12 protein-coding genes are annotated in these 17,692 nt (G+C 71.3%); 8 read left to right on the top strand and 4 right to left on the bottom strand.

Features of this window, described 5'->3' with window-relative positions:
- Positions 1–13: 13 nt before the first annotated feature.
- Together MUY14_RS23505 and MUY14_RS23500 are read right to left on the bottom strand one after the other, a co-directional pair.
- Complete coding sequence (locus MUY14_RS23505; protein WP_247011863.1) at positions 14–3,163, bottom strand: efflux RND transporter permease subunit; 3,150 nt, start codon at positions 3,161–3,163, stop codon at positions 14–16.
- An 89-nt stretch (positions 3,164–3,252) separates the two neighbouring features.
- On the bottom strand, positions 3,253–4,398 hold the full coding sequence (locus MUY14_RS23500) for a YihY/virulence factor BrkB family protein (RefSeq protein ID WP_247011861.1): 1,146 nt from the start codon (positions 4,396–4,398) through the stop codon (positions 3,253–3,255).
- Positions 4,399–4,622: 224 nt separating this feature from the next.
- Between MUY14_RS23500 and MUY14_RS23495 the strand changes: the two genes are divergently transcribed.
- The 5 genes from MUY14_RS23495 to MUY14_RS23475 all read left to right on the top strand — a co-directional run bounded on the left by MUY14_RS23495 (position 4,623) and on the right by MUY14_RS23475 (position 11,632).
- Positions 4,623–6,359 carry a DEAD/DEAH box helicase gene (locus tag MUY14_RS23495; protein WP_247011859.1) on the top strand — a complete coding sequence of 579 codons (1,737 nt, stop codon included), beginning with the start codon at positions 4,623–4,625 and terminating at the stop codon, positions 6,357–6,359.
- Between the two features lie 589 nt (positions 6,360–6,948).
- Positions 6,949–8,088, top strand: coding sequence for a sugar ABC transporter substrate-binding protein (locus tag MUY14_RS23490; RefSeq protein WP_247011857.1), 1,140 nt, complete (start codon positions 6,949–6,951; stop codon positions 8,086–8,088).
- A 90-nt stretch (positions 8,089–8,178) separates the two neighbouring features.
- On the top strand, positions 8,179–8,952 hold the full coding sequence (locus MUY14_RS23485) for an ATP-binding cassette domain-containing protein (RefSeq protein WP_086862680.1): 774 nt from the start codon (positions 8,179–8,181) through the stop codon (positions 8,950–8,952).
- A 20-nt stretch (positions 8,953–8,972) separates the two neighbouring features.
- Positions 8,973–10,439, top strand: a complete 1,467-nt coding sequence (locus MUY14_RS23480) for a sugar ABC transporter permease (protein WP_247011855.1) — start codon at positions 8,973–8,975, stop codon at positions 10,437–10,439.
- A gap of 11 nt (positions 10,440–10,450) precedes the next feature.
- Positions 10,451–11,632 (top strand): ROK family transcriptional regulator, encoded by a 1,182-nt coding sequence (locus tag MUY14_RS23475; RefSeq protein WP_247011852.1) that lies wholly within the window; start codon positions 10,451–10,453, stop codon positions 11,630–11,632.
- A gap of 156 nt (positions 11,633–11,788) precedes the next feature.
- On the opposite strand, the gene MUY14_RS23470 is transcribed toward MUY14_RS23475, so the two are convergent.
- Complete coding sequence (locus tag MUY14_RS23470; protein WP_247011850.1) at positions 11,789–11,965, bottom strand: hypothetical protein; 177 nt, start codon at positions 11,963–11,965, stop codon at positions 11,789–11,791.
- Positions 11,966–12,306: 341 nt separating this feature from the next.
- Here MUY14_RS23470 and MUY14_RS23465 point away from each other — a divergent pair, with 341 nt between their 5' ends.
- The 3 genes from MUY14_RS23465 (at position 12,307) to MUY14_RS23455 (ending at position 16,236) form a co-directional block, all read left to right on the top strand.
- A complete protein-coding gene (locus MUY14_RS23465; protein WP_247011848.1) occupies positions 12,307–13,107 on the top strand; it encodes a DMT family transporter in 801 nt (266 codons plus the stop codon).
- Between the two features lie 953 nt (positions 13,108–14,060).
- Positions 14,061–15,404 (top strand): glutamine synthetase family protein, encoded by a 1,344-nt coding sequence (locus tag MUY14_RS23460; protein WP_247011846.1) that lies wholly within the window; start codon positions 14,061–14,063, stop codon positions 15,402–15,404.
- Between the two features lie 49 nt (positions 15,405–15,453).
- Positions 15,454–16,236 carry a DUF6885 family protein gene (locus MUY14_RS23455; protein WP_247011844.1) on the top strand — a complete coding sequence of 261 codons (783 nt, stop codon included), beginning with the start codon at positions 15,454–15,456 and terminating at the stop codon, positions 16,234–16,236.
- Here MUY14_RS23455 and MUY14_RS23450 read toward each other — a convergent pair.
- On the bottom strand, positions 16,214–17,677 hold the full coding sequence (locus MUY14_RS23450; RefSeq protein ID WP_247011842.1) for an amino acid permease: 1,464 nt from the start codon (positions 17,675–17,677) through the stop codon (positions 16,214–16,216). The genes MUY14_RS23455 and MUY14_RS23450 overlap by 23 nt on opposite strands.
- Positions 17,678–17,692 lie beyond the last annotated feature (15 nt).

The raw sequence follows: 17,692 nt of genomic DNA, 5'->3' as shown, positions 1-17,692 counted from the left end.
TGCGGTCGGACCGTCAGGCGGTCGGGGCCGGGTCCAGGGACTCCGACTCCGGGGCCTTCGCCGGGTGACGGCGAGCCTCGCGGCGGGCGTGGCGGCGTTCCTTGCGGGTCTCGACCATCGTGTACAGCGTCGGGACCAGCACGAGGGTCAGCAGCGTCGAGCTGACCAGGCCGCCGATCACCACGATCGCCAGTGGCTGGCCGATGAAGCCGCCCTGGCCGGTGATGCCCAGCGCCATCGGGACCAGCGCGAAGATCGTCGCCGCCGCCGTCATCAGGATCGGCCGCAACCGCCGCCGGCCGCCCTCGGTGACCGCGTCCGCGACGCTCATCCCCTCCGCTCGGTACTGGTTGATCAGGTCGATCAGGACGATCGCGTTGGTCACCACGATGCCCACCAGCATCAGCATGCCGATCAGCGCCGGGAGGCCGAGCGCGGTGCCGGTCGCCAGCAGCAGGCCGATCGCGCCGGTCGCCGCGAACGGGATCGACACCAGCAGGATCAGCGGCTGGATCAGGCTGCGGAACGTCGCCACCATGATCAGGAACACGATCGCGATCGCCGCCAGCAGCGCCAGGAACAGGTTCGAGAACGCCTCCTGCTGGTCCTGGCTGACCCCGCCGAGCGAGTACGACGCGCCGCCGGTGAACGTCAGCCCGTCCAGCTTGGACTTGATGTCCGCCGTGGTCTTGCTCAGGTTGTCACCGGTGTTCTTCGCCGTCACCGTGGTCGAAAGGTCGCCGCCGGTGCGGTGCACCGACGCCGGGCCGTCCACAGTGGACACCTTCGCGACCTCGTCGAGCCGGACGACGCCGGTGGGACCCGGGATCGGCAGGCCCTTCACCTGGTCGACCGTGACCGGCGCGGTGCCGGCGCGCAGCACGACGTCCGTGCGCTGCCCGCCGACCGGCAGCTGCGTCACCGTGCGGCCGGCGATCGCCTGGTTGGCGACCTGGCCGATGGTGCTCGCCGACAGCCCGCGCGCGGCGGCCGCGGCGTCGTCCACCTCGACCTGCACCCGCGGCGAACCGACGGCCAGGTCGCTGGTCACCTCGGTCAGCCCGGACACCCCGCCCAGCGCCTGCACGACCTGGTCGGACGCCGGCTTGAGCGCGGCCTCCGACGGCGCGGTCACCGTCACCGACACCTGGTCGGAGTTGAAGCCGGACGCGTCCGCGCCGATCTTGATCTCGCCCAGCTCCGGCCGGGACGCCAGCTTCGCGCGCAGCCGGTCCGACAGCGCGTCGAGGTCGGTGTCCTTCGCGACCGTGACCGAGATGCTCGTGTTCGTCCCGCCGCCGAAGCCGAACGCCCCGCCCCCGCCGACGCTGACCTGGTAGGTCCGCACCGCGGACTCCGCCGCCAGCGCCTGCTCGACCGAGGTGGCGGCCTTCTCCTTGGCCTCGACGCTGGTGCCCGCGGGCAGCTTCTGTGTCATGTTCAGCGTGGTGCCGCCGGACTGGTCGAGGAAGTTCGTGTTCAGGCGCGTCGCGAGCCCGACCGTGCCGGCGAAGATCAGCAGCGCCAGCAGCACGACGGTCAGCCGCCGCTTGGTGGCGAACCGGATCACCGGCAGGTAGGCGCGCTGCAGCAGGCCGCGGCGCTCCTTCTCGACGGCGGCTTCGCGCGCCCGCTCGGCCTCGATGGCGTCCGCCGGGATCGCGGGCTGCTTCAGGAACCAGTACGCCAGCACCGGAACCACGGTCAGCGACACGAGCAGCGACGCCAGCAGCGCCACCGTCACCGTGATCGCGAACGGCGAGAACAGCTCGCCGACGAAGCCGCCGACGAACGCGATCGGCAGGAACACCGCGACGGTCGTCAGCGTGGACGACGTCACCGCGCCGGCCACCTCGCGGACGCCGTCGAGCACCGCGCGCTGCTTTTCCTCGCCGTAAGCCAGATGTCGCTTGATGTTCTCCAGCACGACGATCGAGTCGTCGACCACCCGGCCGATCGCGATGGTCAGCGCGCCGAGGGTGAGCAGGTTGAGCGACAGGTCGCCGGTCCACAGCGCCAGCAGCGCGACCACTACGGACAGCGGGATCGACACCGCGGTCACCAGCGTCGAGCGCACCGACAGCAGGAACAGCAGGATGACGACGACGGCGAACGCGAGACCCAGCAGGCCTTCGGTGGTCAGGCCGCTGATCGCGTCCTTCACCGGAGTGCCCTGGTCGAACACGACGTTCATCTCGGCGCCGGTCTTCTTCGCCAGCTCCGGCAGCTTGTCGCGCACGGCGTCGGAGATCGCGACGGCGTTCCCGTTGTCCACCATGGTGATCGAGAGGCCGAGGCTCGGCTTGCCGTTGGTGCGCGTGATCGACGTCGGCGGCGCGAAGCCGGCCTGGACGTCGGCGACGTCACCCAGCTTCACCGGCCCGCGCGCCGGGGTGCCCGGCCGCGACGGCGAAGCGGCCGCACTCGGCGTGAGGTAGAGGTTGCGGAGCGAGTCCACAGTGGTCTGCCCGCCACCGACCTGGACGCTCAGCGTCTTGCCGCCTTCGGTCAGCGTGCCCGCCGGGATCGCGGCCCCCGCCGTCTGCAACGAGGTGGCGATCGACGCCGGGTCGACGCCCGCGGCGGCCAGCTTCGCGTAGTCGAGGGTGATCGTGACGCGCGGCTGCTGCACGCCCGTGACGGTCACCGTGCGGACGCCCTCGATCTTCCGCAGCTCCGGGGCGACCTGGTCGGTCAGCGCGGGCGCGAGCGCCTGCGGGTCACCGGCGGTGCCCGCGGCGACCAGCACCACCGGCAGGTCGTCGGTGCTGCCGGCGGACACGGCGGGTTCGGAGTTCTGCGGCAGCCGCGTCCGGACCTGGTTCACCACCTGCTGGATCTGCTGGACGGCGCCGTCGATGTCCGTGCCGAACTCGAACTGGGCGACCACGCGCGAGACGCCGTCGGAGGACGTGGAGTTGACCTCCTCGAGCCCCTTCAGCCCCTGCAGCGCGCCTTCCAGCGGCTCGGTGACCTGCCGGTCGACCGCGTCCGGCGAAGCGCCCGCGTACGCGGTGACGATCTGGGCCTGCGGGAACTGCAGGGACGGGAACAGCTGCTGCTTGATCTGCGGCAGCGCGAACGCCCCGAACCCGACGACGACGAGCGCGAGCAGGCCGATCAGGCTTCGGTTGCGCAGGCTCAATCTGGCCAGCACGGACATGACTCTGGGAACCCCCTCGGGAACGACGCGGCGACCGACGCCGGCGTCAGTGACCCGGAAAGCGTCCCACGCCCGACCTGAGGAGCGACTCAGTCTGAGGGTGGATTCCGGGTCGTCCCTTGGGAGGACACCCGACCCTGAGGAGCGCTGGGTGCCGGTTCCGGCGCGCTCGGTGACGAGGTGTCCTCTTCGGACGGAGCGTCGCCGTTGCCGGAGACGTCTTCGGCGCGCGGGCGCTTCATCGGCGTGGTCGTGCGCTCCCACAGCTTGCGGCCGTCTTCCGAGCGCAGCCGCTCGGACGCGCGTTCCATCTCCAGCCGCCGCCACTTGCGCCGCTGCCGCCGGGTCGCCTTCGCCGGCCACAGCTCCTGGATCGCGCTGTTGAAGTAGGCCCCGCCGACCACGGCCAGCCCGATGAAGAACATCAGCAGCAGGAACGCGATCGGCGCGGCCAGCGCGCCGTAGGTGTAGCCGGTCTTGGTGATCCAGTTCAGGTAGACGCGCAGGCCGACCGACGAGAGCAGGAACACGACCATGGCGAGCACCGCGCCGGGCAGCCCGCGGTGCCACGGCAGCTTCCGCGGCAGCGCGAGCTTGTACAGCGTGGTCAGCGCGAGGGTGATCATCGCGCCGAGGGTCGGGAAGTACAGCGCGCTCACCCACGACGTCACGGTCGGGCGCCAGTCCGCCGGGAAGAACTCCGGCAGCAGGTCGGGGCCGATCGCCAGCAGCGGCAGCCCGACCACGAGGATGACCAGGCCGCACAGGTAGAGCAGGAGCGCGAAGATCCGCTGCCAGACGTCGTTGCGGACGCCGTACTGGTCGTGCGCGACGGTGATCGCGTCCACGAACGACGACATCGCCGACGACCCCGCCCACAGCGAGATCAGGAAGCCCACCGAGACGATCTCGCCCTTGCCGACGGTGAGGATGCTGTTCACGGTCGGTTCGATGATGTCGTGGACGGCGTTGGCGCTGAAGATCGTCTTGCAGAAGCCGATGATCCGGTCGTGGACCTGCGCGACGACGTCCTGGCCGAACCACTCGCCGACGAAGCCCAGGCTGCCGAGCAGGCCGAGCAGCAGCGGCGGGAGCGACAGCGTCTGCCAGAAGGCCGCTTCGGCGGCCTCGGAGAAGATGTTGCCCTCCCAGGCCTTCCCGAGCGTGCGCGTGAGGAGGCGCCACGGCCCCTTGCGGGCCACCTTCGTCGCTGCGGACGGCTGCACCTCACCCATGACGTGTCCAGCATGGTCCATCGGTGCTGATTTGGCTCGTCACACCCCCTGCGGCCGGGCGTGTCGGGGGACATCACCCGTGCCGGTGCCCGGAACTGTCGGACCCGGCCGGTAGACTCGCTCCAGTGCCCTCACCGCAAGTCGCCGGCCGCCCAACGCAGCAGCAGCCGGTACCACAGTGAGGGTTTTCGCACGTCACAGCACTTGAGCGAGGGGGGACCGGCATGACGGAGACGCAGCTCGGGGCGCCTCCCGCGGAGAAGGACTCGACCGCACGCCCGCTGCGGGCGTGGCAGCGGCGGGCGCTCACGAAGTACCTGACGCGGAAGCCGAAGGACTTCCTCGCGGTGGCGACGCCCGGCGCCGGCAAGACCGTGTTCGGCCTGCGGATCGCCGCGGAGCTGCTGAGCGACCGCACGATCGAGGCGGTCACCATCGTGACCCCGACCGAGCACCTCAAGCACCAGTGGGCGGCCTCGGCCGCGGCGGCCGGCATCGCCATCGACTCGAACTTCCGCAACACCACCGGCGTCACGTCGTCGGACTACAACGGCGTCGCGCTGACGTACGCGCAGGTCGCGGCGCACCCGACGCTGCACCGGGTGCGCACGGAGAACCGCAAGACCCTGGTGATCCTCGACGAGATCCACCACGGCGGCGACGCGAAGTCCTGGGGCGACGCGATCCGCGAGGCCTTCACCCCGGCCGTCCGGCGCCTCTCGCTGACCGGCACGCCGTTCCGGTCCGACGACTCGGCCATCCCGTTCGTCTCCTACGAGCCGGACTCCGGCGGGTTCCAGCGCAGCAAGGCCGACCATTCGTACGGCTACGCGGACGCGCTCGCCGACGGCGTGGTCCGGCCGGTCGTCTTCCTGGCCTACTCGGGCGAGGCCTCCTGGCGCACGAGCGCGGGGGAGGAGTTCACCGCCCGCCTCGGCGAGCCGCTGACCGCGGAGCAGAACGCGCGGGCGTGGCGCACGGCGCTCGACCCGTCCGGCGAGTGGATCCCGGCGGTGCTGCAGGCCGCCGACACGCGGCTGTCGCAGGTCCGCCAAGGCGTGCCGGACGCGGGCGGCCTGGTCATCGCCACCGACCAGGAGACGGCGCGGGCGTACGCGAAGATCCTCGAGCGCATCTCCGGCGAGGCGCCGACGCTGGTGCTCTCGGACGACCCCAAGGCGTCGGGCCGGATCAAGGAGTTCTCGGAGACCAACGAGCGCTGGATCATCGCGGTCCGGATGGTCTCCGAAGGCGTCGACGTCCCGCGCCTGGCCGTGGGCGTGTACGCCACGAGCGCGTCGACCCCGCTGTTCTTCGCCCAGGCGATCGGCCGGTACGTGCGCGCCCGGAAGAAGGGCGAGACGGCGAGCGTCTTCCTGCCGTCCGTCCCGGTGCTGCTGGAGCTGGCCAGCGAGCTGGAGGCGCAGCGCGACCACGTGCTGGGCAAGCCGCACCGGGAGAAGGAAGGCTGGGAGGACGAGCTCCTCGCCCAGGCCAACCGCACCGAGGACGAGCCGGGCGAAGAGGAGAAGGCGTTCACCTCGCTGGGCGCCTCCGCCGAGCTCGACCAGGTCATCTACGACGGCAACTCGTTCGGCACGGCGGTGTTCTCCGGCTCGGACGAGGAGCAGGAGTACCTGGGCCTGCCCGGGCTCCTGGAACCCGACCAGGTCCGCGCCCTGCTGCGCAAGCGGCAGGAAGCGCAGATCGCCGACGAGAAGCGCCGCAAGCCGGGCAAGGAAGAGGCCCCGCCGCCCGCGGCCCGTCCGCAGTCGGTGAGCGAGCGGCTCGGCGCGTTGCGCAAGGAGCTGAACGCGCTGGTGGGCATGTACCACCACCGGACCAAGAAGCCGCACGGCGCGATCCACAACGAGCTGCGCCGGGTCTGCGGCGGCCCGGTGACCGCGATGGCGACCGTCGAGCAGCTCGAGGAGCGGATCGTCACGCTGCGGTCCTGGTGACCCCGGCCGCGGTTTCCCCGCGCCTGGGCCGGGCCCGCCACGAGATCCTCACCCGCGCCGCCGGGCGGCCCCGATGTCGCCCGAGCGGCTGAACTCGGCGGTCACCGTCCGTTCCTGGTCAGTACCAGTCGCTTTGTGACGCTCAGTGCGTCCCCGGTCACCCGTCACCTGCCCGTGCGTCCCCCGGCAAGCGGTTCCCCGGGCACGATCCACGCGGAAGTCCGCAAGTCGGCGACCAATCACCGCCCGGTCGCGTGGGTTCGCCACGGGTTGCCCGCAGTGCCCTCCGAAGGAGTACCTTCACGGCGTCAAGAAACCTGGATGTAACAGAGGGTGAGTGCCGGCGATCACATCGTCAGCGGATCTGCTCTTTCCGGGCGAGGTTCAGCTCGTGTTGCCGAACCGTGTCCAATTGGTGTCATTTAATCGATCCAGCTATCTTCCCCGCAGCCGCTCAGCGGCATATGTTGTCGCCCACAACATATGCGCGACGGTGCGCCGGGACCCTCCGGATCACCGCCCCGCAGGCCCGAGACAGCAACCGTCGACGGCCGCTCGTCACCAATGCTTGGATCCGGAAGGAACGAGGATGCGCAGCAGAACCCTTACCCTCCTCGCCGCCACGGTGAGCACCGGCCTGGTGCTCACCGCTTGCGGTGCCAACAGTTCAGACAGCGGGGGCACGGGGAGCAACTCCGCTTCCTCGTCCGCGCCGGCCGCCGCCGGCGGCGCCAGCGGCAAGGTCGGCGTCATCCTCCCGGAGACCGCCACCTCGGCGCGCTGGGAGGCTTTCGACAAGCCGATGCTGACGGCCGCGCTGACGGCGCAGGGCTTCGAGGTCGACGTCCAGAACGCCCAGGGCGACAACCAGAAGTTCGCCACCCTGGCCGACGGCTTCATCAGCTCCGGCGTCAAGGTCCTGGTCATCGCCCCCGGTGACCCGGCCGTCGGTGCCGCGGTCGAGGCCAAGGCGAAGACCGCGGGCATCCCGGTCATCGACTACGACCGCCCGAGCCTCGGCGGCTCCGCCGACTACTACGTCTCGTTCGACAACGAGAAGGTCGGCCAGCTGCAGGGCCAGGCCATGGCCGACGCGCTGAAGGCCAAGCCGGGTGCGGGTTTCGTCCAGATCGAGGGCGCCCCGACCGACAACAACGCCACGCTGTTCACCAAGGGCCAGGACTCCGTCCTCGACCCGCTGAACACGGCCGGCACGCTCAAGCGGATCCAGAAGCAGCCGATCAACGACTGGGACAACCAGCTCGGCGGCACGACGTTCGAGCAGATCTTCACCGCCAACGGCGGCAAGGTCGACGGCGTCGTCGCGGCGAACGACGGCCTGGCCGGCGCGGTCATCACCATCCTGAAGAAGAACGGCCTCAACGGGAAGGTCCCGGTCACCGGCCAGGACGCGACCGCCGACGGCCTGATGGCGGTCATGCGCGGCGACCAGTACATGACGGTCTTCAAGCCGATCAAGGAAGAGGCCGAGGCCACCGCCAAGCTGGCCGCCGCCCTCGCCAAGGGTGACACGGCCGGTGCGGACGCGATCGCGACGGCGAAGCTGCACGACCCGAAGAACAACCGCGACATCAAGTCCGTGCTGCTCACCCCGACGACGATCCTGGAGAAGGACGTCAAGACCGTCGTCACCCAGGGCTACGTGAAGGCCGCCGAGATCTGCGGTGGCGACCTCGCCGCCAAGTGCACCTCGCTCGGCATCTCCTGAGCCGCCCGCTCCACCCATGAACAGCCGGGCCGGGACGCGCACCCCGACGGCGCGTCCCGGCCCGGTCCCCACCCAGGAGTAAAGCCAGCCATGAGTGAGCCCATCCTCGAGATCAAGGGCCTGAACAAGAGCTTCGGCCCCGTCCACGTCCTCCACGACGTGGACTTCGACGTGCGTGCGGGCGAAGTGACCGCCCTGGTCGGCGACAACGGCGCCGGCAAGTCGACCCTCGTCAAGTGCATCGCCGGCATCCACCCGTACGACTCGGGGGCCGTGCGGTTCAACGGGCAGGACGCCCACATCCGGGGGCCGAAGGACGCCGCCGACCTCGGCATCGAGGTCGTCTACCAGGACCTCGCGCTCGCCGACAACCTCGACATCGTGCAGAACATGTTCCTCGGCCGTGAGCGCGGGAGCAGCTGGAAGCTGGACGAAGCCAGCATGGAGAAGGCCGCGCGCGAAACGCTGGCCTCCCTTTCGGTGCGGACCGTGAAGTCGGTCCGGACGCCGGTCTCCTCGCTCTCCGGTGGCCAGCGCCAGACGGTGGCCATCGCCAAGTCGGTCCTGTGGAACAGCAAGGTCGTCGTCCTGGACGAGCCGACCGCCGCCCTCGGCGTCGCCCAGACCCGGCAGGTGCTGGACCTCGTCCGCCGCCTGGCCGAGCAGGGGCTCGGGGTCGTGCTGATCAGCCACAACATGGCCGACGTGTTCGAGGTCGCCGACCGCATCTCCGTCCTCTACCTCGGCCGGCTCGTCGCCGAGGTGCACACGAAGGACGTCAGCCACGGCCAGATCGTGGAACTGATCACCGCGGGTCGCTCCGGTGACCTCGGCCTGGCCCGGCCCGAAGCCGTGGTCCTGTGAGCGGGAAGAAAGAACCGGAAATGACTGAAACCCCTGCGAAGCACGAGGTCGACACCCCGGCCGCGGAAGCGCTCGCGCAGACCCAGAACCCGACCGCGGCGATCACCGACTTCGGCATCGACACGACATCGATGTCAACCGGCGAAGCGCTGCGTGACTACTTCGCCCGCCTCCGGGCCGGTGAGCTCGGCTCCCTGCCGTCGTTGTTCGGCCTGCTCGTGCTGGTGATCCTGTTCAGCGCGCTGTCGGACAACTTCTTCACGCTGGCCAACATCGCCAACGTGTTCCCGCAGGGCGCGGGCGTGATCATCATCGCGATGGGCATCGTCTTCGTGCTGCTGCTCGGCGAGATCGACCTCGCCGCCGGTGTGGCCTCCGGCACCGCCGCGTCGGTGATGGCCCTGCACTACGTGCACGCCGGGAACCTGCTGGGCACCTTGGGCTCCGGCGTGTTCGTCACGTTCATCGCGGTCCTCGCCGCGGCCATGCTGCTCTCGGCCTACCAGCGGATCTGGGGTGGCGCCGCGCTGTCGCTGGTCGGCCTGCTGATCGTCGCGATCGGCGTCCCGGCCAACGCCTGGCTGGAGATCCTGCTGGCCATCTGCGTCGGCACCGCGATCGGCTGCATCACCGGCTTCCTGGTGTCGAAGATCGGCATGCCGTCCTTCGTCGTGACGCTGGCGCTGTTCATCGTGTGGCAGGGCGTCCTGCTGCAGTTCATCGGTGAAGGCGGCACGATCGGCATCACCAACTCCGACGTCCTGTACAAGATCGCCAACGGCAACCTGAACGTCCTCGGCAGCTGGATCTTCTTCCTCGTCGCCGCCGGCGGGTTCGCGGTGATCACGCTGCTCAGCCACTTCCGGCGGCTCCAGCGCGGCCTCGTCGTCCAGCCGACGACGCTGGTGCTGGTCAAGGTCGGCGCGCTCGTCGTGCTGTCGGCGCTGGGGACCTGGCTGCTGACGGTCAACCGCTCGCCGAACAAGACGGTCGTCACGATCCAGGGCATCCCGTACGTCATCCCGATCATGCTGGTGCTCCTGGTGGCCGGGACCTACGTGCTCAACCGGACCAAGTACGGCCGGTACGTGTACGCGGTCGGCGGCAATAAGGAAGCCGCCCGCCGCGCCGGTATCGACGTGCCGAAGATCCGCGCGAGCGTGTTCGTCATCGGCTCGGCGGTCGCGGCCATCGGCGGCATCGTCGCCGCGTCGAAGGTCGGCTCGGTCAGCCCGCAGTCCGGTGGCCTCAACACGCTGCTGTACTCGGTCGGCGCGGCCGTCATCGGCGGCACGTCGCTGTTCGGCGGCAAGGGCCGGGTGGCCGACGCCGTCGTCGGTGGCCTGGTGATCGCCGTGGTCATCAACGGCCTGGGCCTGCTCAAGCAGCCGGCCGCGGTGGTCAACATCGTCACCGGTCTGGTCCTGCTGCTCGCCGCCACGGTCGACGCGCTGTCCCGGCGCCGCGCGGCTGCGTCGGCGCGCTGAACCAGCATGGAATGATAAAGCCCGTGTCCAGCTCACCCGTTGCTCGACCGGACGAGGTGCGCCGGCACAACCGCACTACTCTGCTCCGCCTGCTGCACGTCGGCGGGCCGAGCACCCGGGCGACCCTGGCTTCCGAGCTGGGGCTCAACCGGAGCACGATCAAGACCCTCGTCGACGGGCTCGCCGAAGCCGGCGTCGTCGAGGAGAAGGTGCCGAGGCCGGGACGAGGGGCGGGACGCCCCTCGCTCCTGGTCCTGCCCCAGCCGCACGCGGCGGTCGTGCTCGCGGTCGACCTGCAGGTCGAGCACGTCGCGCTCGCGCTGGTCGGGCTGGGCGGGCAGATCTTGGGCCGCAACAGCTGGAACCTGCGCGGCCGGATGGGTCAGCCCGACGAGGTCATCACGCACGTCATCGAGTCGGCGTCCCTGCTGGCCGGCGACCTCGACGTGACGCCGGTGGCGGTCGGCGTGTCGGTGCCCGGCGTCATCCGGCGCGCCGACGGCTACGTGCACGAGGCCCCGAACCTGCGCTGGACCGACGTCGCGCTCGGCGAGCGGCTCGGCAGCGTCCTGCAGATCCCGATCCTGGTCGGCAACGACGCCGAGTTCGGCGCGGTCGCCGAGCACCTGCGCGGCGCGGCCCGCGGGGCGTCCGACGTGGTCTACATCTCGGCGGACGTCGGCGTCGGCGGCGGCGTCATCGCGGAGGGCTCGGCGCTGCGCGGCGGCTCGGGCTACGTCGGTGAAATCGGCCACATGGTGATCCGTCCGGACGGGCGGGACTGCTACTGCGGCAGCAGCGGCTGCTGGGAGACCGAGGTCGGCGAAGCGGCGCTGTGCCGGGCCCTCGGGCTGCCGGAGGACACCCCGCGCGGCGCGATCCTGTTCGAGCTGCGCGAGCTCGGCCGGGACTCGGAGGCGGCGCTGACGCGGCTCGCGGAGTTCGCCGAGTGGCTGACGCTGGGGCTGATCAACGTCGTCAACCTGCTCGGGCCGCAGCTGGTGATCCTCGGCGACCTGCTGACGGTGCTGCCGGAGGCGGTGCTGCGGCACGTCGGTGCCGAGGTGCGGCGGCGCAGCCTGGTGAGCCGGGCGGTCGGCGGCACCCGGATCGTCAGCTCGGCGCTGGGCGCCGACGTGAAGCTGCTGGGGGCCGCGGAAGTGGCGTTCGAAGTCGTGCTGGATTCTGTCTGATTTCTTGTCCGATTACGTGACCACAATCACGGCATTCCGCGGCCGGACCGTGACATGGGGCGCGCACTTTGCAAGTTGCAGACTGGGGCAGGTTTCAGAAATGCGAAGGCGGCCAGTGCCTGTGCGCACTGGCCGCCTTCGCGTGTTCTGAGGTTGTTACCGCTGGATGTCGGCGGACAGTTCCTTGAGCTTGGCCTCGTGCTCGCGGGCGTGGTGCCCGCAGAAGAGAAGCTCGCCGCCCTTGAGGACGGCGCGTACCTGAGCTGCGGCCCCGCACCGGTCACAGCGGTCGGCGGCGGTCAGTTCGGGGCGGGTGAGCGTCGGCGTTGTCATGGGGGTCTCCCTCCGTCCCGGCACCGGTTGCCCGGTGCCATCGATCCAGCTACGCCCACTTCGGGACTGACCCGGCGGCGGCGATCGCCTCCGGCTCCGCGGTGTTCGTGCTTCCACTCTTCCAGACGTTTCGCGGCTCGCAAGTGTTCCCGCGCCGGTGGGACCTGAGTCACGCCGATTTACCCCGGATGCCGTAGCCGCATCCCGCAATGCAGGAGACGATTACCCGGAGAGTTACGTTTTCCGTGGTCAGGCACCATGGGGTCGTGAGTACGGTGACAACCCCCCGACGGCATTCCGCGGTCCCCGCTCCGCTCTTGTTCGTTCTCAGCGGAATTTCGATGTACGCCGGAGCGGCGGTCGCGGTCGACCTTTTCGGCCACGCGACCCCGGCGGGAGTGGCCTGGCTCCGCTGCCTGGGAGCGGCGGTGGTCCTCCTGGCCTGGCGCCGCCCGTCCCGGGCCGCCTGGCGAGGCCGCAGGCTGGCGCTGGCGATCGTGTTCGGCTTGGTGACGGCGGGCATGAACGTGCTCTTCTACGAGGCGATCGCGAGGCTCCCCCTGGGCACGGCGGTGGCCCTGGAGTTCGCGGGCCCGGTCCTGGTGGCCGCCCTCGGCTCGCGGACGGTTCGTGACGTGCTGGCGCTGGTCCTGGTGGTCTGCGGCGTGGTGGCGATCGCGGACGTCCGGATCGCGGGCTCGTTCGCTGGCGTGGCCTTCGCCCTGGCCGCGGCGGCGGCTTGGGCGGGCTACATCCTGCTGGGCAAGCGGGTGGCGGTGGACGGCGACGGGATCGACAGCCTGGCGATCGGCTTCGCCGCGGCGACGGTGGTGCTGTCCCCGTTGGCGTGGGGGACGGGGGAGGTGTGGTCTTCGCCGCGGATGGTGCTGCTCGGGGTGGGGGTCGGGGTGCTGTCGACGGTGGTGCCCTACGCGCTGGACCAGGTGGTTTTGCGACGCTTGGGCCAGGCTCGGTTCGCGGTACTGCTGGCGCTGCTGCCGGTGACGGCGGGGGTGATGGGGTTCCTGCTGCTGGGGCAGGTGCCGACGGTGCCGGAGGCGGCGGGGACGTTGGCGGTGGTGGCTGGGGTGGCGCTGCGGGGCCGGGAGCGGACTGGGCGGGCGGTGGAGCCACCGGGGTGAGTGTGGAGCCATCGGGTTGGGGCTTGCTGCGGTCGGGCTGGCGGTGGACGACTTGGGTTGAGCGTGGAGCCATCGGCGGGTTGCGCGTGGAGCAACCGCCGGCGAGTCGAGGGTGGAGCCACCGGGCTGAGCCCTTCGGCGGCCGGCTCACCGTCGTGGTGGCTTGGCACCGGCTGGCCCACCTCAGCCGGGCGCTGCCTTGGCCGGTAACCGGCTCCAAGCGTCAGTCCCGGCGCTCTCGACTTACCTGGACTGCGGCTCCGCGACTGCCGGCGGGGTCGGGCGGCCAAGCGAGGCGCGGTGCAGGTTGGCCGGCGAAGACGGGGCCATCGGCCGAGTTCGATGCGGTCGGCCGGGTGGAGGGCGCATCCGTCGGACTGAGTCTGCGGTCCCTCGTGGCGAGCTGTTCGGTTCGGGTTTGTGGCGGTCGCTGGTGGCCAGCTGTTCGGCTCGGGTCTGCGGCGGGTCGCTCTTCGCGAGCCGTCCGGCTCGGTTCGCGGCGGGTCGCTCGTGGGGAGCCGTCGGGCCGAGGTTGTGTCGGGCTGGCTGTGGCGAGCTTTCGGATCGAGGTAACGGCGGGCTGCTCGTGGGGTCTCGTCGGGCCGAGGTTGTGTCGGGTCGGCTGTGGCGAGCTTTCGGATCGAGGTAGCGGCGGGCTGCTCATGACGAGCCGTCGGACCGCGGTTGCGGCCGGCCGGCGGTGGCGAGCCGCTGGGCTGAGACCCACGGCAGGCCAGCCGGACCGCAGCCATCCCACCCAGCCTCGGCGCCGCTGTCAGAGGCACACACCCGACCGTGCCCGCCGAGTTGTCCACAGCCCGGCCGTGATGTGGACAATCGGTCTCGGCGAACCCCTTTCCGGGCCGTTTCGTCGGGGCCGCCCGATACGCTGGAGCGGGGCTCGTCCCCCGGGATGGGTGGGGTCTGCTCGGGGCCGGAAGGAGCGGGTGGCCATGACCAAGGCGGCGTCCGCGGCGGCGAAGGACTTCGCTGCTGCCGGGGTGGGGGGTGTTCACCTCGCCTGGGCGGACAACAACGGTATTCCGCGCTCGCGGATCGTTCCCATCGCCGGGCTGGCCGACGCTGCCACCCGTGGTGTCGGGGCCACCTCGCTCTTCGCCGTCTTCGACAGTCATGACGCCATCACCTACGGGCACGCCGGGCTCGCCACGCCGTCCGGGGACGTCCGGCTCGTGCCCGTCGTCGAGCGGCTGCGGCGGCTCGCCGGGCAGCCCGCGCTCGCCTGGGCGCCCGTGCGGCAGCTCGGCCGGGACGGGGAGCCGTGGCCCTACTGCCAGCGGGCCGTGCTCGAAGCGCAGGTTGCCGAAGGGGCTCGGCGGGGGCTCGAGTTCCGGGCCGGATACGAGCTCGAGTTCGCCGTCGCTCCCGCGGGCAGCGCCGACGTCGTCACGACGCCCGGGCACCCCGGGCCCGCCTACAGCCCGCACGCCCTCGTGCGGCTCGACGGCTTCGTCGCCGCCCTGCTGCACGACTTCGCCGCCAACGGGCTGCGGATCGGGCAGCTGCACGCCGAGTACGGCGTCGCGCAGGTCGAGCTGTCGCTCGCCGCCACGGATCCGGTGGCCGCCGCCGATGATCAGCTGCTCGCGCGGCAGACCATTCACGCCGCCGCACACGCGCACGGGCTCGTCGTCAGCTTCGCGCCGCTCGTCGGGCTCGGTGCGGCCGGGAACGGCTGGCACCTGCACACCTCCGTCCGGCGGAAGGGGCGGAACCTCCTCGACGACCTCGCCGGCGACGGGGCCGGCTACCTCGCCGGGCTGCTGCGCGACCTGCCGGCGCTGACGGCGATCACCGCGCCGAGCGTCCCGTCCACCCTGCGGCTGCGGCCTGGCTACTTCGCGGGCGCGTACGCGTTCTGGGGCGTCGAAAACCGCGAAGCGCCGCTGCGGTACGTCCCCGGCTCGCCGCTGCTCGGCGCCGGCCACGCGAACGTCGAGCTCAAGACGTCCGACGCCTCCGCCAACCCGTACCTCGCGCTGGCGGTGGTGCTGGCCGCCGGGATGGCGGGCATCGAAGACGCCCCGGCGCTGCCCGAGCCGATCGCCGAAGACCCGGGCGGCTGGACGGCGGGGGAGCGGGAGACGCGCGGCGTGCGCCGCCTGCCGGCCGACACCGCCGAACAGGACGCCGCGCTGCTCGCCACGCCGCGGATCGCCGGCGTGCTCGGCGACGACCTGCTGGGCGCCTTCCGCGCCGTCCGGGCGTCCGACGCGGCGTGGGCGGCCGAACGCTCGGCCGACGAGATCGTCGCCGCACACCTGTGGCGTTATTGAAGGCTGGGATGATGACCCCACGGAATCCGGGAAGCCACTGAGGGGACCGATGTCTTCGGGGATCGACGGCGGGCAGCTCGACCTGTCCGGGGTGCGCTGGCTGCCGGGCGGGGCCCGCCTGGCCGCGGTCGCCCAGGCGGAGCTGCCCCAGAAGGACGGCCTGGCCGCGGCGTTCTGCGGCCTCGCGGCGCTGCGGGCGGCCGGTCTCGACGTGCTCGACCAGGACGCCGTCGCCGCGGCCGCGGGCACCGTCCGCGGACCCGTCGTGCGCCCGCCGGGCGAGGCGGGCCGGGCCGGGTTCCGGTTGCCACTGCCGGGCGTCGACGACCCGGCCGCCGCCGGCACGAGGGTCTCCGGGCTGGCCTCGGCCGTCGGCTCGCTGTCGCGCGGCGCCCTCACGGCGGTGCCGGTGACGGGGGTGTGGACCACCGAGGCGCTCTTCGACCTGCTGGTCGGGCTGTGGGACGTCCCGCGCGTCGCGGTGATCGCCCGGATCGACGGCGCCGAGCTCGGCGCCCACGACACCCCGGAACGCGCGCTGCTCGACTACCTCGACACCGGCGTCCCGCCCCTCTGGACGTCTCGCTGGCGCCCGCCCGGCGGCCACTTCGTGCTCCTGGCCGGGATCCGGATCGGCGCCGAAGGCACCCTGGTGTCCGTTGTGGACACTTATGCGTCGCTGGGGGACAACGGGATCCACGACCAGCCGGTCGAATGGGTGACGGCGGCGCTGACCGGGCTCGGCGTCCTCGTGGTCGTCGACGCCGAGCAGGCCGGCGTGGTGCGCGAGGCGGCGGGCGTCGCCGGGCTCAGTCCGTCTCCTTGGGACTAGCCGCGGCTTCGGGGGCGAAGCGGGAGTGCCGCCGGCCGTAGGCGAAGTAGATCACCAGGCCGATCACCAGCCAGGCGGCGAACCGGATCCACGTCAGCACGTTGAGGTTGAGCATCAGGTACAGGCACGCCAGCGCGGCCACGATCGGGATCATCGGCGAGAACGGCACCGAGAACGGCCGGTCCAGGTCGGGACGGCGGCGCCGCAGCACCGGGACGGCCACCGCCACGATGATCATCGCCGACAGCGCGCCGATGCTCACCATGTCGGCTAGCTCGGAGATGGGGATGAACGCGGCCAGCACGGCGATCAGCGCCGCGCCGCCGATCGTCATCCGGTGCGGGGTGCCCCAGCGCGGGTGCGTCCGGCCGAGCGCCTTCGGCAGCAGGCCGTCGCGGCCCATCGCGAACCCGATCCGCCCGATCGTCACCAGCTCGACCATCATCACCGACGTCAGGCCGGTCACCGCGCCGAGCGAGATCAGCGCGCCGACCCAGTGCTGGCCGACCCGGTCGAACGCGTCCGCCAGCGGCGCGCCCGTGTCGATGTCGGTGAACGGGATCATGCCGGTCAGCACGATCGACACGCCGATGTAGAGCAGCGCGCACACGCCGAGCGCGCCGAGGATGCCGACCCGGAGGTCCTTGCGCGGGTTCAGCGTCTCCTCGCCGAGGTTCGCGAGGGCTTCGAAACCGGTGTAGGCGAAGAACACGACCGCCGCGGCGGTGACCATGCCGGCGATGCCGTACACCGACTGTTCGAGCCCCAGCGCGGCCTGGACGATGGGTTGTTCGAGCACCGTCGTCCCGGCCTCGGGAGCCTGGGCCGGCGGGATGAACGGCGTCAGGTTGGCGCCCTTGACGAAGAACAGGCCGACCGCGAGCACCAGCACGCAGACAGCGACCTTCACGCACACCAGCAGGTTGGTCAGCCAGGCCGACTCCTTGATCCCCAGCACGGCGACGACGGTCAGCACGGCGATGATGAGCACCGCGCCGACGTTGACCTTCGCGTCTTCGCCGAACCACTCCGGCGACAGCCCGAGCAGGTTAGCCAGGTACCCCGACCAGCCCCGCGACACCACGGCGGCGCCGAGCGCGAACTCCAGCAGGAGGTCCCAGCCGATGATCCAGGCGAACACCTCCCCGAGGGTGGCGAAGGCGTAGGTGTAAGCGCTTCCCGCCGTCGGGACGCTGGAAGCGAGCTCGGCGTAGCACAGCGCCGCGAGCCCGGCGACGACCGCGCCGAGCACGAACGACAGCGTCACCGCCGGCCCGGCGTGCGTCTTCGCCTCGACGCCCGCGAGGGTGAAGATGCCGGTGCCGATGATGATCCCGACGCCGAACCCGACCAGGTCGCGTCCGCGCAGCCGCCGCTTTAGCTCACCGGAGTCCTGGCGGGCCAGGACCTCGTCCACGTTCAGCGTTCTCCGCACACCCATGAGGAGAAGTTAGAA

The sequence above is a fragment of the Amycolatopsis sp. FBCC-B4732 genome, from assembly GCF_023008405.1.
Classification (GTDB): Bacteria; Actinomycetota; Actinomycetes; order Mycobacteriales; family Pseudonocardiaceae; genus Amycolatopsis; species Amycolatopsis pretoriensis_A.
This window is presented reverse-complemented; position numbering and strand designations above follow the sequence as displayed.

Coding starts and splice junctions, on each gene's coding strand:
- MUY14_RS23505 (WP_247011863.1), bottom strand. CDS start 3,163: ATGTCCGTGCTGGCCAGATTGAGCCTGCGCAACCGAAGCCTGATCGGC.
- MUY14_RS23500 (WP_247011861.1), bottom strand. CDS start 4,398: ATGGGTGAGGTGCAGCCGTCCGCAGCGACGAAGGTGGCCCGCAAGGGG.
- MUY14_RS23495 (WP_247011859.1), top strand. CDS start 4,623: ATGACGGAGACGCAGCTCGGGGCGCCTCCCGCGGAGAAGGACTCGACC.
- MUY14_RS23490 (WP_247011857.1), top strand. CDS start 6,949: ATGCGCAGCAGAACCCTTACCCTCCTCGCCGCCACGGTGAGCACCGGC.
- MUY14_RS23485 (WP_086862680.1), top strand. CDS start 8,179: ATGAGTGAGCCCATCCTCGAGATCAAGGGCCTGAACAAGAGCTTCGGC.
- MUY14_RS23480 (WP_247011855.1), top strand. CDS start 8,973: ATGACTGAAACCCCTGCGAAGCACGAGGTCGACACCCCGGCCGCGGAA.
- MUY14_RS23475 (WP_247011852.1), top strand. CDS start 10,451: ATGATAAAGCCCGTGTCCAGCTCACCCGTTGCTCGACCGGACGAGGTG.
- MUY14_RS23470 (WP_247011850.1), bottom strand. CDS start 11,965: ATGACAACGCCGACGCTCACCCGCCCCGAACTGACCGCCGCCGACCGC.
- MUY14_RS23465 (WP_247011848.1), top strand. CDS start 12,307: ATGTACGCCGGAGCGGCGGTCGCGGTCGACCTTTTCGGCCACGCGACC.
- MUY14_RS23460 (WP_247011846.1), top strand. CDS start 14,061: ATGACCAAGGCGGCGTCCGCGGCGGCGAAGGACTTCGCTGCTGCCGGG.
- MUY14_RS23455 (WP_247011844.1), top strand. CDS start 15,454: ATGTCTTCGGGGATCGACGGCGGGCAGCTCGACCTGTCCGGGGTGCGC.
- MUY14_RS23450 (WP_247011842.1), bottom strand. CDS start 17,677: ATGGGTGTGCGGAGAACGCTGAACGTGGACGAGGTCCTGGCCCGCCAG.